This window comes from Pseudarthrobacter defluvii (genome assembly GCF_030816725.1).
GTDB lineage: Bacteria > Actinomycetota > Actinomycetes > Actinomycetales > Micrococcaceae > Arthrobacter > Arthrobacter defluvii_A.
Genome location: NZ_JAUSYG010000001.1, coordinates 1,647,623 through 1,661,036, shown reverse-complemented (window position 1 = coordinate 1,661,036; position 13,414 = coordinate 1,647,623). Strand labels below are relative to the sequence as shown.

Annotated in this window: 12 protein-coding genes and 1 tRNA gene; 7 read left to right on the top strand and 6 right to left on the bottom strand. The window is 65.3% G+C overall.

Annotation, left to right across the window (positions count from 1 at the left end; translation table 11 throughout):
- Nucleotides 1-60 precede the first annotated feature (60 nt).
- Both cysK and epsC read left to right on the top strand, forming a co-directional pair.
- Complete coding sequence (gene cysK / locus QF031_RS07735; protein WP_307426204.1) at nucleotides 61-996, top strand: cysteine synthase A; 936 nt, start codon at nucleotides 61-63, stop codon at nucleotides 994-996.
- A 39-nt stretch (nucleotides 997-1,035) separates the two neighbouring features.
- Nucleotides 1,036-1,620, top strand: a complete 585-nt coding sequence (gene epsC, locus QF031_RS07730; protein ID WP_188572525.1) for a serine O-acetyltransferase EpsC — start codon at nucleotides 1,036-1,038, stop codon at nucleotides 1,618-1,620.
- A 99-nt stretch (nucleotides 1,621-1,719) separates the two neighbouring features.
- On the opposite strand, the gene gndA is transcribed toward epsC, so the two are convergent.
- On the bottom strand, nucleotides 1,720-3,156 hold the full coding sequence (gene gndA / locus QF031_RS07725) for an NADP-dependent phosphogluconate dehydrogenase (protein WP_307426200.1): 1,437 nt from the start codon (nucleotides 3,154-3,156) through the stop codon (nucleotides 1,720-1,722).
- Nucleotides 3,157-3,415: 259 nt separating this feature from the next.
- Here gndA and QF031_RS07720 point away from each other — a divergent pair, with 259 nt between their 5' ends.
- On the top strand, nucleotides 3,416-4,141 hold the full coding sequence (locus QF031_RS07720) for a FadR/GntR family transcriptional regulator (protein ID WP_307426198.1): 726 nt from the start codon (nucleotides 3,416-3,418) through the stop codon (nucleotides 4,139-4,141).
- A 173-nt stretch (nucleotides 4,142-4,314) separates the two neighbouring features.
- Here QF031_RS07720 and QF031_RS07715 read toward each other — a convergent pair whose 3' ends face one another.
- The 5 genes from QF031_RS07715 to QF031_RS07695 all read right to left on the bottom strand — a co-directional run bounded on the left by QF031_RS07715 (nucleotide 4,315) and on the right by QF031_RS07695 (nucleotide 6,710).
- Nucleotides 4,315-4,605 (bottom strand): hypothetical protein, encoded by a 291-nt coding sequence (locus tag QF031_RS07715; protein ID WP_307426196.1) that lies wholly within the window; start codon nucleotides 4,603-4,605, stop codon nucleotides 4,315-4,317.
- A 97-nt stretch (nucleotides 4,606-4,702) separates the two neighbouring features.
- A tRNA-Val gene (locus QF031_RS07710) sits at nucleotides 4,703-4,778 on the bottom strand.
- Between the two features lie 94 nt (nucleotides 4,779-4,872).
- On the bottom strand, nucleotides 4,873-5,793 hold the full coding sequence (locus QF031_RS07705) for an NAD-dependent protein deacetylase (RefSeq protein ID WP_307426194.1): 921 nt from the start codon (nucleotides 5,791-5,793) through the stop codon (nucleotides 4,873-4,875).
- A gap of 6 nt (nucleotides 5,794-5,799) precedes the next feature.
- Nucleotides 5,800-6,294 carry a peroxiredoxin gene (locus QF031_RS07700; RefSeq protein WP_307426191.1) on the bottom strand — a complete coding sequence of 165 codons (495 nt, stop codon included), beginning with the start codon at nucleotides 6,292-6,294 and terminating at the stop codon, nucleotides 5,800-5,802.
- Nucleotides 6,291-6,710 (bottom strand): DUF3052 domain-containing protein, encoded by a 420-nt coding sequence (locus QF031_RS07695; protein ID WP_307426189.1) that lies wholly within the window; start codon nucleotides 6,708-6,710, stop codon nucleotides 6,291-6,293. The genes QF031_RS07700 and QF031_RS07695 overlap by 4 nt, the downstream gene beginning before the upstream one ends.
- 427 nt (nucleotides 6,711-7,137) lie before the next feature.
- Here QF031_RS07695 and aceE point away from each other — a divergent pair, with 427 nt between their 5' ends.
- From aceE to QF031_RS07675, 4 genes are all read left to right on the top strand, one after another.
- Nucleotides 7,138-9,879: a pyruvate dehydrogenase (acetyl-transferring), homodimeric type gene (gene aceE / locus QF031_RS07690; protein WP_307426185.1), complete on the top strand. Its 2,742-nt coding sequence runs from the start codon at nucleotides 7,138-7,140 to the stop codon at nucleotides 9,877-9,879.
- A 169-nt stretch (nucleotides 9,880-10,048) separates the two neighbouring features.
- Entirely contained in the window at nucleotides 10,049-11,293 is a 1,245-nt protein-coding gene (locus QF031_RS07685; protein ID WP_307426182.1) for a PucR family transcriptional regulator, read from the top strand.
- An 88-nt stretch (nucleotides 11,294-11,381) separates the two neighbouring features.
- Nucleotides 11,382-12,311: an ACP S-malonyltransferase gene (locus QF031_RS07680; RefSeq protein WP_307426180.1), complete on the top strand. Its 930-nt coding sequence runs from the start codon at nucleotides 11,382-11,384 to the stop codon at nucleotides 12,309-12,311.
- The gene (locus tag QF031_RS07675) at nucleotides 12,308-13,369 is read left to right on the top strand and encodes a beta-ketoacyl-ACP synthase III (RefSeq protein WP_307426178.1); all 1,062 of its coding nucleotides are present in this window, start codon (nucleotides 12,308-12,310) and stop codon (nucleotides 13,367-13,369) included. The genes QF031_RS07680 and QF031_RS07675 overlap by 4 nt, the downstream gene beginning before the upstream one ends.
- Nucleotides 13,370-13,414 lie beyond the last annotated feature (45 nt).

The window sequence follows — 13,414 nt, the reverse complement described above, 5'->3', positions numbered from 1 at the left end:
CGTTACACGGCCTCGTTAGGCTGACCTCAGTATTCACCCCTTAGAGATAGGCGTATGTACATGGCACGGATCTATGACGATGTGACGCAACTGGTCGGCGGGACGCCGCTGGTCCGGTTGAACCGGCTCAGCGAGGGGCTGGACGCCACCGTTGCCGTGAAGCTGGAGTTCTACAACCCGGCCAACAGCGTCAAGGACCGCATCGGCGTTGCCATCATCGACGCGGCGGAAAAATCCGGCGCCCTGAAGCCCGGCGGCACCATCGTCGAAGGCACCTCCGGCAACACAGGCATCGCCCTTGCCATGGTGGGTGCCGCCCGCGGCTACAAGGTCATCCTCACCATGCCCGAGACCATGTCCACCGAACGCCGCGTCATGCTGCGCGCCTTCGGTGCCGAGATCGTCCTCACCCCGGGATCCGAGGGTATGCGCGGCGCCGTCGAAAAGGCCCAGGAAATCGTGGCCAACACCGAAAACTCCATCTGGGCGCAGCAGTTCGCCAATGAAGCCAACCCGGAGATCCACCGCAAGACCACCGCTGAGGAGGTCTGGGCCGATACCGATGGCGCCGTGGACATCTTCGTTGCCGGCATCGGCACCGGCGGAACCATCACCGGCGTGGGCCAGGTCCTGAAGGAGCGCAAGCCCGGCGTGCAGATCGTGGCCGTGGAACCGAAGGACTCCGCCATCCTGAACGGCGGCGCCCCCGGCCCGCACAAGATCCAGGGCTTGGGCGCGAACTTCATCCCGGAGCTGCTGGACACCAACGTCTACGACGAGGTCCTGGACGCCACCCTGGAGGACTCGGTCCGCGTGGCACGCGACCTGGGTGTCAAGGAGGGCATCCTGGGTGGCATCTCCTCGGGCGCCATCGTCTGGGGTGCCCTGGAACTGGCAAAGCGCCCGGAGAACGCGGGCAAGCTGATTGTGGCGGTCGTCTGCGACTTCGGGGAGCGTTACATCTCCACCGTGCTCTATGACGACATCCGCGGCTGATCAGTCCGCTGTCCGCCCGTTTCCTGTAGAAAGAACTTTGTGGGCTTTTTCGCAAGACTGAAGGAAGACCTCGACGCCGCCCGGTCCCACGACCCGGCGGCTCGAGGTTCTTTTGAGAACTTTTTCGCCTATTCCGGCCTGCATGCCATCTGGATCCACCGGCTGACCCACCGCATGTGGCAGAACCCTGCGCTCCGCTTCCCGGCGCGCCTCCTGTCCCAGCTGGGACGCTCCTGGACCGGTATTGAAATTCATCCCGGCGCCACGATCGGCAGGCGGTTCTTCATTGACCACGGCATGGGCGTGGTCATCGGCGAGACCGCCGAGATCGGCGAGGACGTGATGATCTACCACGGAGTGACGCTCGGCGGCCGCTCACTGGCCAGGATCAAGCGGCACCCCACCATCGGCGACCGGGTCACCATCGGCGCCGGAGCAAAGGTCCTGGGGCCCATCACCATCGGCCGGGACAGTGCCGTAGGCGCCAACGCAGTGGTGGTCAAGGATGCGCCGCCGGAATCAATTGTCACCGGGGTTCCCGCCAAGTGGCGGCACCGCGATGCGCAGCGGGAAACCAAGCCCGCGGTGGATCCGGCCGAGTATGACATCGAATACCGCATCTGATGCCCTAAGCAATTGATGCCCTGGCAGGCCACGACAAAGGCGGGCAGTTCCACCGGGAAACCGGGGAACTGCCCGCCTTTTGCTTTGCGGCAGCAGGTGCTAGTAGGTGTCCACCGCTTCAACTTCGGACTTGTCCTCGCCCCACAGCGTGTGGAACGTCCCTTCGGTGTCGATGCGTCCGTAGGTGTGAGCGCCGAACAGGTCGCGCTGGCCCTGGATCAGGGCGGCGGCTACGCGCTTGCGGCGCAGGCCATCGTAGTAGGCCAGCGATGAGGAGAACACCGGCACGGGGATGCCGAGCTGGACGGCGGTGGCGACCACGCGGCGCCAGGCGGGGAGGGCGTCGGCGATGGCCTTGGTGAACGCCGGGGCGAACAGCAGGTTGGCCGGCTTCTCGTCCGCAGCGTACGCCTTGGTGATGTCCTTGAGCAGCTCCGCGCGGATGATGCAGCCGGCGCGCCACAGGGAAGCAATTTCGTCCAGCTTCAGGTCCCAGCCGTACTCCTTGGCTGCGGAGGTCAGCATGTCCAGGCCCTGGGCGTAGGAGACCAGCTTGGAGGCGTACAGGGCCTGGCGGACGTCCTCGACAAACGTCTCCGGGATTTCCACGGTGGCCTCGTTGCCCGCCAGCAGTTCCTGGCCCAGCTTCCGCTGCCCGGCCTGGGAGGAGAGGGCGCGGGCGAAAACGGATTCGGCGATGCCGGATACCGGCGAGCCAAGTTCCAGGGCGGAGATGACGGTCCAGCGGCCCGTACCCTTCTGGCCGGCGGCGTCAACGACGACGTCGACGAACGGCTTGCCGGTCTTGGCGTCAACATGGCCCAGGACTTCGGCGGAGATCTCAATCAGGAAGGACGACAGCTCGCTCTTGTTCCACTCGGAGAAGATCTTTGCCTGCTCGGCGGGCTCGATGCCAGCGCCGGAACGCAGCAGGTCGAACGCCTCGCCGATGACCTGCATGTCGGCGTATTCAATGCCGTTGTGGACCATCTTGACGAAGTGCCCCGCTCCGTCGGTGCCGATCCAGGCGCAGCAGGGCTCGCCGTCGACCTTTGCGGAAATCTTCTCGAGCAGCGGACCCAGGGCCTTGTAGGACTCCTTGGAACCGCCCGGCATGATGGACGGGCCGTTCAGGGCGCCTTCCTCGCCGCCGGACACGCCGACGCCCACGAAGTGCAGGTCCTTCTTAGCCAGGGCTGCCTCCCGGCGGCGGGTGTCCTCGTAGTGGGAGTTGCCGGCGTCGATGATGATGTCGCCGGGCTCCAGCAGCGGCTCCAGCTGTTCGATGACAGAGTCCACGGGCTTGCCGGCCTTGACCATGATGAGTACGCGGCGCGGCTTCTCCAGGGAGTCAACCAGTTCCTGCAGGGTCTCAGTCCGGATGAAGTCACCCTCCGAACCGTGCTTTTCCAGCAGCGCGTCCGTCTTCTCAACCGACCTGTTGTGCAGCGCAACGGTAAACCCGTTCCGGGCGAGGTTGCGGGCAAGGTTGGCGCCCATGACGGCGAGGCCGGTGACACCGATGTGTGCAGACATCAATAACTCCAATTCATTTTTCGCCCCGGCTGCCGGCTTTCCGCCGGCGGGAAGTCACCGGGGCAGATCAGGGGGTCCGAATAAAGCATATATATTCTGGCCGTGACGCGAAAGTAATGTCCGCGTCATGGAACTCATTGTGCAGTTGCAGGTCCAGGACTGGCGGTGCGGCACTTGCCCACTCTGGCCCCGCCCGCACGTCCGGGTTGCGGGCTTCCTGCTGCCAGCCGGCCGGCCGCCAACAACTAGGCTTAGCAGCATGACCAGCAGCCTCCACCACCGTGCCATCGAGAACCTGGGCACCCGGATCATCTCGGGGGACCTCCCGGCCGGCCACGTGATGCTGGCGGAGCAGCTGGAGGATGAGCTGAAGGTCTCCCGTTCGGTGATCCGGGAAGCTGTACGGGTCCTGCAGTCGCTTGGACTGGTGGAAACCACCAAGCGCGTTGGAATCCGGGTACTGCCAGCAAGCCGCTGGAATCCCTTCGATCCGCAGGTGATCCGGTGGCGCCTGGCCAGCAACGCCCGCGGCGCCCAGCTGCGCTCCCTTGCCGAACTGCGGGCGGCGGTGGAACCGGCGGCTGCCGAGTTGGCGGCACAGAACGCCCCGGCGCAATTGCGGATGGAACTCGTTGATGTTGCCCGTGCCCTGCGGGAGGCGGGCAACAACGGCGAAGTTGCCCGCTTCCTGGAACTGGATATCCGGTTCCATTCGCTGCTGCTCTCAGGTTCGGGCAATGAGATGTTCGCCAACCTCATGGGCCAGGTGGCCGAAACGCTGACGGGCCGCACGGTGCATGGGCTGATGCCGGACCACCCGCACCAGGCCGCCCTGCAATGGCATGAGGACGTGGCGGAGGCGATCGCGAGGGGTGATGCTGCGTCTGCCCGTGAGGCGTCGGACCGGATCATGCGGCGGACCATGTCCCAGATGGCCGACACCTGGACGGAGCAACCGCGGGTCTTCATCCCCGTCCGGCAGTAAACCGCACCTGCTGGGCTCCAAATCGCGTTTGGCCGTCACGGAAGCACGGAAAACTTTCTGTTTCCGGGAGTTCACGGTATATTCATCCCAGGCCCTCCCCCGCGGCATCCCCCAATAGTCGCGGTGGAGGGTTTTCCAATGCCCGGAACCAGGCCCCACGTCCACCGACGCCCTCAGGCTGCCCCTGCTGCGGATTCCCTGCGCCGCCAGCCACCGCCCAGTCCGTCGCGCTGGAGGTACATGGTGGCCAGGGCTGATTTGGCGCTGTTTCCCAGCCTGACCTGCAGCTGCAGGACCTCGACGTCGACACCCCCGCTGCCCTTTGGCATCCGGCGGCTGGTTTCCCACCAGTTGATGCGCTCAAACCACCTGACCGGCTCGGCACCCACGGCCCATTCCCTGCCCCGGCTCAGCACCGCCGTCGGAATCCCGTTGCTGTCTGTGTGCACTATGACGTGTTCCATTGCTGCAACCTATGGCAGGGGTCCGACAATGGCGCCGTGGGGAGAAAAAGGAAAAACCCCGCCGCCTCCGCCAGGATGCGGGGCAACGGGGTTTTCGTGGTGGGTCCTACCGGGATCGAACCGATGACATCCACGGTGTAAACGTGGCGCTCTACCAGCTGAGCTAAAGACCCAAAAGGGGTTGTTTCCGGCCGTTCCGCCGCAACCAACGAACATAGACTCTACCGGACTCCGGGCAGGAAACGCCAATCCGGGCCGCGCCGGTTCTTACAGCGAAGGAAGTTCCGCGGCAAGGTAGCCCAGCGCCTGGCTGACCCCCGCTTCCAGTTTGATGGTTGCCCTGTCATCACCGCGCGTGGGACCCCTGTTGATGATGACGACTGGCTTGTCCTCCTTTGCCGCGTGCCTGACAAAACGCAGCCCGCTCATGACGGTCAGGGAAGAACCGGCAACCACCAGGGCAGCTGCCTGATCCACCAGAGCATAGGAGCGTTCCACCCGTTCTTTGGGGACGTTTTCCCCGAAGTAGACGAAATCCGGCTTCAGTGTTCCGCCGCAGGCAGGACAAAGGGCCACCACAAAACTGTCGATCAGGGCCTGGTCCTCCACCGTGGCATCAGCATCCGGCGCCATTTCCACCAGTCCGCTGGCTGCAGCGCGCTCCAGGAAACCGGGGTTGAGTTCCTGGAAGACACCAACCAGGAGCTGCCGCGAGTAGGTACGTCCGCAGTCGAGGCAGATCACCTGGTCATACCTGCCGTGGAGATCGACGACATTCGAGCTGCCCGCGTCCTGGTGCAGCCGGTCGACATTCTGCGTGATCAGCCCCGTGAGGTAGCCGCGCCGTTCCAGTTCCGCGGCCGAGTAGTGGCCCTGGTTGGGGTCCGCGTGCCGCATGTGCGACCACCCAATATGGTTCCTGGCCCAGTAACGCTGCCGGTTCCCGGAGTGGCGGACAAACTCCTGGTAGGTCATGGGCGACCGGGGCGGGGAGTCCGGGCCGCGGTAATCGGGGATGCCGGAGTCGGTACTGAGCCCAGCACCCGTCAGCAGGGCGAAAGGGGCACCGGCGAGCAGGTCCCGGATCCGGGCCAGCACCTCCAGCTCCTCCCCTGAAGGCGGCGCAGGGGGGACGGCCTTCATGCTGGCAAAGCCGGTAAGGCCTGTTCCCGCCCGCTGCTCAGGCATGGTGGCTCAGGCCTGCTTCAACTCGGCCAGCGCGGTGCGGTATTCGTTGAAGTCGCGCGCCTGGCCGCGGGGGTTCACCACGCTGTAGCGGACCCTGCCCTCGGAATCGATGATGAAGGTTGCCCGTTTGGCCATGCCGCTGCCGGCGTCGAACACTCCATACGCACTGGCGACGGCGCCGTGCGGCCAGAAGTCGGCGAGGAGGTCGAAGGTGTAGCCTTCCTGCGCGGCATAGGCGCGCAGGCTGAACTTGCTGTCTACGGACACCCCCAGGACCACAGCGTTGGAGTCCTCGAACAGGCCCAGGTTGTCCCGTATTTCGCACAACTCTCCGGTGCAGATACCGGAGAACGCGAAAGGATAAAAAACCAGCGCGACGTTGTGCCCGCGGAAGGAGGACAGCCGCACGGGCTCGCCATACTGGTTGGTGAGTTCGAAGTCCGGCGCTGTTGTGCCCAGCTCCGGGACAGCTGCAGAAGCGGCCTCAACCGCTGCCGTCACTTGTTCTTCCTGCTGACCAGGCGGGCGGCGCTCCAGTCCTTCGATACCCCGGCTGACGTGGTGACATGCAGGCCGGCGGTTGGTGCCGCTTCCTGGATGTCCGCTGGTGACACGTAGCCGTCCCGGCCGGATTTGGGGGTGAGGACCCAGACAATGCCGTTTTCGCTCAGGGTGGTGAGCGAATCCATCAGGCTGTCCACCAGGTCGCCGTCGCCGTCGCGCCACCACAGGATGACGGCGTCCGCCACCTCGTGATCGTCCTCGTCCAGCAATTCGGAACCGGTGAGGTCCTCAATATCGTCACGCAAGTCGAAATCGACATCGTCGTCGTAACCGAACTCCTGAATCAGATCCCCGTTTTTGAAACCTAATTTTTCCGCCACATTTACCGAAGTGGCGGCGTCGGCCTCGCTCACGTGTTCCTCCAATACCTCATATATGCGGTGCGCATAGTGATTTCCATTACTCCCAAGCCAACACCCTTTGTGCCTGCGCTTCAAGCTGCCGCCCCTGGGATGGCGCATATTCTGCGTCACATCCCGCGGCAGCATCCCTGTCGCAGGGGCATTTGGCCACACAACCAGTATGACGAACGAAATACAACCGCAGCACCCGGGCCGCAGCTACGCATCGTGTTCCCGTCAGGGCTAGAGTGGCTGATGACAACTATGCCTGCGGGACGACAACCGTGTGACTCCGTGCAGACATAGGAGCGCTAGGAACCTGCCCGGCACACATGACCGGGCTGTTGTAACCGATACGTCGCACACGGCGTATATACGCCGGGCAGTCACCCTGCCTGGCCTGAGTGCGCCGATTCATGCGCGCAAAGAGAGGTTGGACGTGGCTGCAGGAGAAGAGACCTCCCATATCCTCAGCGGGTTGACTAACCAGCTGCCTGATCGTGATCCGGAAGAAACTGCCGAGTGGGTTGAGTCCCTGGATGCGTTGATCAGGGAACAGGGCACCGAGCGTGCCCAATACATCATGCGGAGCCTGCTGCAGCGCGCGGGCGCGCAGAGCGTGGGGGTCCCGATGGTGACCACCACCGATTACGTGAACACCATCCCGGTGGACCAGGAAGCCGAATTCCCCGGGAACGAGGAATACGAGCGCCGGTACCGGGCGTACATGCGGTGGAACGCCGCGGTCATGGTGCACCGGGCGCAGCGGCCCGATATCGGCGTCGGCGGGCACATCTCCACCTACGCCGGGGCCGCGACCCTGTACGAGGTGGGGTTCAACCACTTCTTCCGCGGCAAGGACCACGCCGGCGGCGGGGACCAGGTCTTCTTCCAGGGCCACGCCTCCCCCGGCATGTACGCCCGCGCGTTCATGGAAGGCCGCCTGTCCGAGGAGGACCTGGACGGGTTCCGGCAGGAAAAGTCCCGCGAAGGCCACGCCCTGTCCTCCTACCCGCACCCGCGCCTGATGCCGCACTTCTGGGAATTCCCCACCGTGTCCATGGGCATCGGGCCGATGAACGCGATCTACCAGGCCCAGAACAACCGCTACCTGCACAACCGGGGCCTGAAAGACACCTCGGACCAGCAGGTCTGGGCGTTCCTTGGCGACGGGGAAATGGACGAACCCGAATCCCGCGGCCTGCTCCAGCTCGCCGCCAACGAGAACCTGGACAACCTGAACTTCGTGATCAACTGCAACCTCCAGCGCCTGGACGGCCCGGTGCGCGGCAACGGCAAGATCATGCAGGAACTCGAAGCGTTCTTCCGCGGCGCGGGCTGGAACGTGATCAAGGTCGTCTGGGGCCGGGAATGGGATGACCTGCTCACCCGCGACACCGACGGGTCCCTGGTAAAGATCATGAACGAAACCGTCGACGGCGACTACCAGACCTACAAGGCAGAATCCGGCGGGTTCGTCCGCGAACACTTCTTCGGCAAAACCCCCCAGACCAAGGACCTCGTCGCGGACCTGACCGATGACCAGATCTGGAACCTCAAACGCGGCGGCCACGACTACCGCAAGGTCTACGCCGCGTACAAAGCCGCCACCGAATTCAAGGGCAAACCCACCGTCATCCTCGCCCACACCGTCAAGGGCTACGGCCTCGGCCCGCACTTCGAGGGCCGCAACGCCACCCACCAAATGAAGAAGCTCACCCTGGATGACCTGAAGAAGTTCCGCGACCACCTGCGGATCCCGGTCACCGACGAGCAGCTGGAGAAGGACTCGTACCGGCCGCCGTACTACCACCCCGGTAACGACGCCCCGGAAATCAAGTACATGATGGAGCGCCGGGCGGCCCTGGGCGGGTCCGTCCCGGAGCGCCGCGACACCCACGCCGAGATCGAATTGCCCGAGGCGAAGTCCTACGAGGTGGCCAAGCGCGGTTCGGGCAAGCAGATGGCCGCCACCACCATGGCGTTCGTCAGGCTCCTGAAGGACCTGATGCGGGATAAGAGCTTCGGCAAGCACATCGCCCCGATCATTCCGGACGAAGCCCGCACCTTCGGCATGGATGCGTTCTTCCCCACCGCCAAGATCTACAACCCCAAGGGCCAGAACTACCTGTCGGTGGACCGTGACCTGGTCCTGGCCTACAAGGAATCCCCCGCAGGCCAGCTGATCCACCCGGGCATCAACGAAGCCGGCGCCGTGGCAGCGTTCACCGCCGCCGGAACCTCCTACGCCACCCACGGCATCCCGCTGGTCCCGGTCTACGTGTTCTACTCCATGTTCGGCTTCCAACGCACCGGCGACGCCTTCTGGGCCGCCGGAGACCAGATGACCCGCGGCTTCATCATCGGCGCCACCGCAGGACGGACCACCCTCACCGGCGAAGGCCTCCAGCACGCCGACGGCCACTCCCCCCTGCTGGCCTCCACCAACCCCGCCGTACTCACCTACGACCCCGCCTACGGCTACGAAATCGGACACATCGTCCGCTCAGGCCTGGAACGGATGTACGGTGCGGAGTCCACGGACAAGAACGTCATGTACTACCTCACCGTGTACAACGAGCCCATCCTCCAGCCCGCAGAACCCGAGAACCTCGACGTCGAAGGCGTCATCAAGGGCATCTACCTGCTCGCCCCGGCAAAGATCGACGGTCCCCGCACCCAGATCCTCGCCTCCGGCGTCTCCGTGCCCTGGGCCCTCGAAGCCCAGCGCGTGCTGGCCGATGACTGGAACGTCTCCGCCGACGTCTGGTCCGTGACCTCCTGGAACGAACTGCGCCGCGACGGCCTCGCCGCCGAAGAAGAAGCCTTCCTCAACCCCGGCCAGCCCACCCGCGTCCCCTTCGTCACCCAGCAACTCGAAGGAGCCACCGGCCCCATCGTCGCCGTCTCGGACTACATGAAAGCCGTCCCGGACCAGATCCGGCAGTTCGTCCCCAACGAATTCGCCACCCTCGGCGCCGACGGCTTCGGCTTCTCCGACACCCGCGCAGCAGCCCGCCGCTACTTCAAGAACGACACCCACTCCATCGTGGTCCGCGCCCTTGAAATGCTGGCGCGCCGCGGCGAGGTGGATGTCGACGCCCCGGTCAAGGCAATTGAGAAGTACAAGCTGCTCAACGTGAACGCCGGCACCACCGGCAACGCGGGCGGCGAGGCCTAGCCTTCGCCTTCGCAGCGGAACCAGCCAGCCACGACGGCGGCCTTCACCCACAAGGTGAGGGCCGCCGTCGTTCGTTGCACAACCTCCGGGGAGACTGTGACGCAGGGCAAGGCGGATTGTAGCCTTCGCACAAATGGAGCTTGCGCGGCGGTGGCCGTATGCTCAAAGAATGCCAGCAGCAGCCAGTACGTCCCCGAAGCGGAAACCGTCCCCGCCGAAGGTCACCCCGGAGAAGTCCGAAACCCTCAAGCAGCTCCGTGCCAGCGTGGGACAACTTTCCACTACAACCATGCGCAAGCTCGAGCAGTCGCTGCCCTGGTACAGCCGGCTTAGCGCCGATGAGCGCTCTGCACTGGGCATGGTGGCGCAGAATGGGATCGCGGCTTTTGTCACCTGGTACGAGCGGCCCAGCTCACCGTCGTGGATCCTTACCGACGTTTTCGGGACCGCCCCCACGGAACTGACCCGTTCAATCAGCCTGCAAAAGGCGCTGCAGCTGATCAGGATCGTGGTGGAAGTGGTGGAGGACCAGGTGCCGGTCATCGCCCCCGAGGCCGACCAGCCAGCCTTGCGGGAGGCCGTCCTGAGGTATTCGCGGGAAGTCGCCTTTGCGGCGGCTGACGTCTATGCCAGGGCCGCGGAGTCCCGCGGCTCCTGGGACACCCGGTTGGAAGCCCTGATCGTGGATGCGATCCTTCGCGGCGAGAACACGGACGCCCTGCGCTCCCGGATTGCAGCGCTGGGCTGGAAGGCCCAGGAGCGGTTCACCGTCATGGTGGGCAATTCGCCGTCAGAACCCAGCGCCAGCTATGTCAGCGAGCTGCGGCGGATGGCCGGACGGTATGCCGAGGACGCGCTGGTGGGAATCCAGGGCGACCGGCTGATCCTCATCCTCGGCGGAGTCCAGGACCGCGAAACTGCATACGTGAAGCTCAGCGATATGTTCGCCCCCGGGCCTGTGGTTTACGGACCCGAGGCCAGCTCACTGCTGGAGGCCAGCGGCTCCGCGCAATCGGCGTTTGCCGGGCTCACGGCTGCACGCGCCTGGCCCTCCGCGCCCCGTCCCGTAGCCGCGGATGACCTGCTGCCGGAGCGGGTCATCTCCGGGGACGACGCCGCCCGCCGCTCCCTGGTGAAGAACATCTACCGGCCCCTCCTGGCGGCTTCCAACGGCCTGGTGGAGACGCTGGGAACCTACCTGGAACTGGGCCACTCGCTGGAGGCCACGGCACGGGAACTCTTCGTCCACGCCAACACCGTCCGGTACCGCCTGAAGCGGGTCTGCGACGTCACGGGCTGGGACCCGCTGCTGCCGCGGGAGGCATTCGTACTCCAGGCGGCACTGGTGGTGGGGCGTCTTTCGGCTCCACCCAAGGCCGCCACGGAGCGGCAGGCTTCCCGGAACCAGGCCTGAGGCATTGTAGACTTCCTACAACCTGACCCCGTGAGCTTGGTGCGGAGAAACACCGCTGGATCACACAGTAATTTGGAAAGCTGGTTACGTGCTTGCAATAGTCTGCCCTGGACAGGGCTCGCAGACCCCGGGTTTTCTGGCCCCTTGGCTGGAACTACCCTCGGTGGCAGGCCAGCTGGCCTCCTTGAGTGACATCGCAGGCATCGACCTGATAGCCCACGGGACCACCTCCGATGAGGAAACCATCAAGGACACTGCCGTGGCGCAGCCCCTGATCGTTGCCGCCGGCCTGGTCACCGCCGCCTCCCTCTTTGATGTGGAGCTCAGCTCCCTCCCCGTGGTCCTGGCCGGCCACTCCGTGGGCGAGATTACCGCAGCTGCCCTCGCGGGGGTGCTGACGGAGCAGGAAGCCATGACGTTCGTCCGCGAACGCGCCAACAGCATGGCCGCCGCGGCCGCCGTCACCCCTACCGGGATGAGCGCCGTGGTTGGCGGGGACCCCGCCGAGGTGCTTGCAGCGATTGAGGCATCCGGCGCCGCACCGGCCAATGTCAACGGCGCCGGCCAAACGGTTGCCGCCGGAACTTTTGAACAGCTCAAGGCACTGGCTGACAACCCGCCCGCCAAGGCGCGGGTCATTCCGCTCAAGGTCGCCGGCGCCTTCCACACCAGCCACATGGCGCCTGCAGCCAGCGCGCTGAAGGCGCTGGAGCCGCAGCTGAACCCGGTGGCGCCCAAGGTGCCCCTGCTGTCGAATTACGACGGCGGCGAAGTCACCGACGGAGGCGCCGCCGTCGAAAGCCTGATAGCCCAGGTGTCCCGACCGGTCCGCTGGGACCTGTGCATGGAAACCATGGTGAAGCGCGGCGTCACCGGGCTGATCGAACTGGCTCCCGCCGGCACTTTGGCCGGGCTGGCGAAGCGCGGCATGCCCGGCGTCAAAACCGTTGCCGTCAAGACCCCCGACGACCTTTCCGCCGCCCTGGCGCTCTTCGCAGAACTGGAGGGCAACGCATGAGCGTTCCCACGCTGAAGCAGGCTCCCATCCAGGAGCACACCCGGATCGTGGGCCTCGGTGCTTACCGGCCGGACGTCATCGTCACCAATGAGGACGTGTGCCAGTGGATTGATTCCTCGGATGAGTGGATCCGCCAGCGCACCGGCATCGTCACCCGCCACCGCGCTGCTGCAGACGTCAGCGTGATCGACATGGCTGAGGGCGCGGCACGCGAAGCCATGGCGAAGGCAGGCATTGAGGGCTCGGATCTCGGTGCAGTGATCGTCTCCACCGTGACCCACCCTTACGCCACGCCGTCCGCTGCAGCCAGCCTGGCTGACCGGATCGGCGCCACTCCGGCTCCTGCATTCGACATCTCCGCCGCCTGTGCCGGCTACTGCTACGGCATCGCCCAGGCCGACGCCCTGGTCCGTTCCGGCGCCGCCAAGTACGTCCTTGTAGTCGGTGCCGAGAAGCTGTCCGACGTCATCGACAACCGCGAACGCACCATTTCCTTCCTCCTGGGCGATGGTGCCGGCGCTGTTGTTATCGGCCCCTCCGACACCCCCGGCATCGCCCCGTCCGTGTGGGGCTCGGACGGCAGCAAGTGGAATGCCATTGGCATGACCCGTTCCCTGCTGGACGTCCGCGACCTGGGCCTCGCCGCCCGCCAGTCCGACTCCACGGGCGACCTTGCGCTCCTCGAAGAGGCGCAGGAGCTGTATCCCACCCTCCGGCAGGACGGCCAGACGGTATTCCGCTGGGCGGTGTGGGAAATGGCCAAGGTGGCCCAGCAGGCACTCGATGCCGCCGGGATCGCCGCTGAGGACCTCGTGGCTTTCATCCCCCACCAGGCCAACATGCGCATCATCGATGAGATGGTGAAGAAGCTGAAGCTGCCCGAGACGGTTACAGTGGCACGGGACATCGCCGAGGCCGGAAACACGTCCGCCGCGTCCATCCCGCTGGCAACGCACCGGCTCCTGCAGGAGAACCCCGGACTGAGCGGCGGGCTGGCCCTGCAGATCGGTTTCGGCGCGGGGCTGGTCTTCGGCGCACAGGTAGTTGTCCTTCCCTAGATACGCCCAAGGGTCGCAACCGCGGCCCGGACCGTTTCCGGCAGT

Coding starts and splice junctions, on each gene's coding strand:
- QF031_RS07675 (WP_307426178.1), top strand. CDS start 12,308: ATGAGCGTTCCCACGCTGAAGCAGGCTCCCATCCAGGAGCACACCCGG.
- QF031_RS07715 (WP_307426196.1), bottom strand. CDS start 4,605: ATGGAACACGTCATAGTGCACACAGACAGCAACGGGATTCCGACGGCG.
- QF031_RS07720 (WP_307426198.1), top strand. CDS start 3,416: ATGACCAGCAGCCTCCACCACCGTGCCATCGAGAACCTGGGCACCCGG.
- QF031_RS07705 (WP_307426194.1), bottom strand. CDS start 5,793: ATGCCTGAGCAGCGGGCGGGAACAGGCCTTACCGGCTTTGCCAGCATG.
- gndA (WP_307426200.1), bottom strand. CDS start 3,156: ATGTCTGCACACATCGGTGTCACCGGCCTCGCCGTCATGGGCGCCAAC.
- QF031_RS07685 (WP_307426182.1), top strand. CDS start 10,049: ATGCCAGCAGCAGCCAGTACGTCCCCGAAGCGGAAACCGTCCCCGCCG.
- cysK (WP_307426204.1), top strand. CDS start 61: ATGGCACGGATCTATGACGATGTGACGCAACTGGTCGGCGGGACGCCG.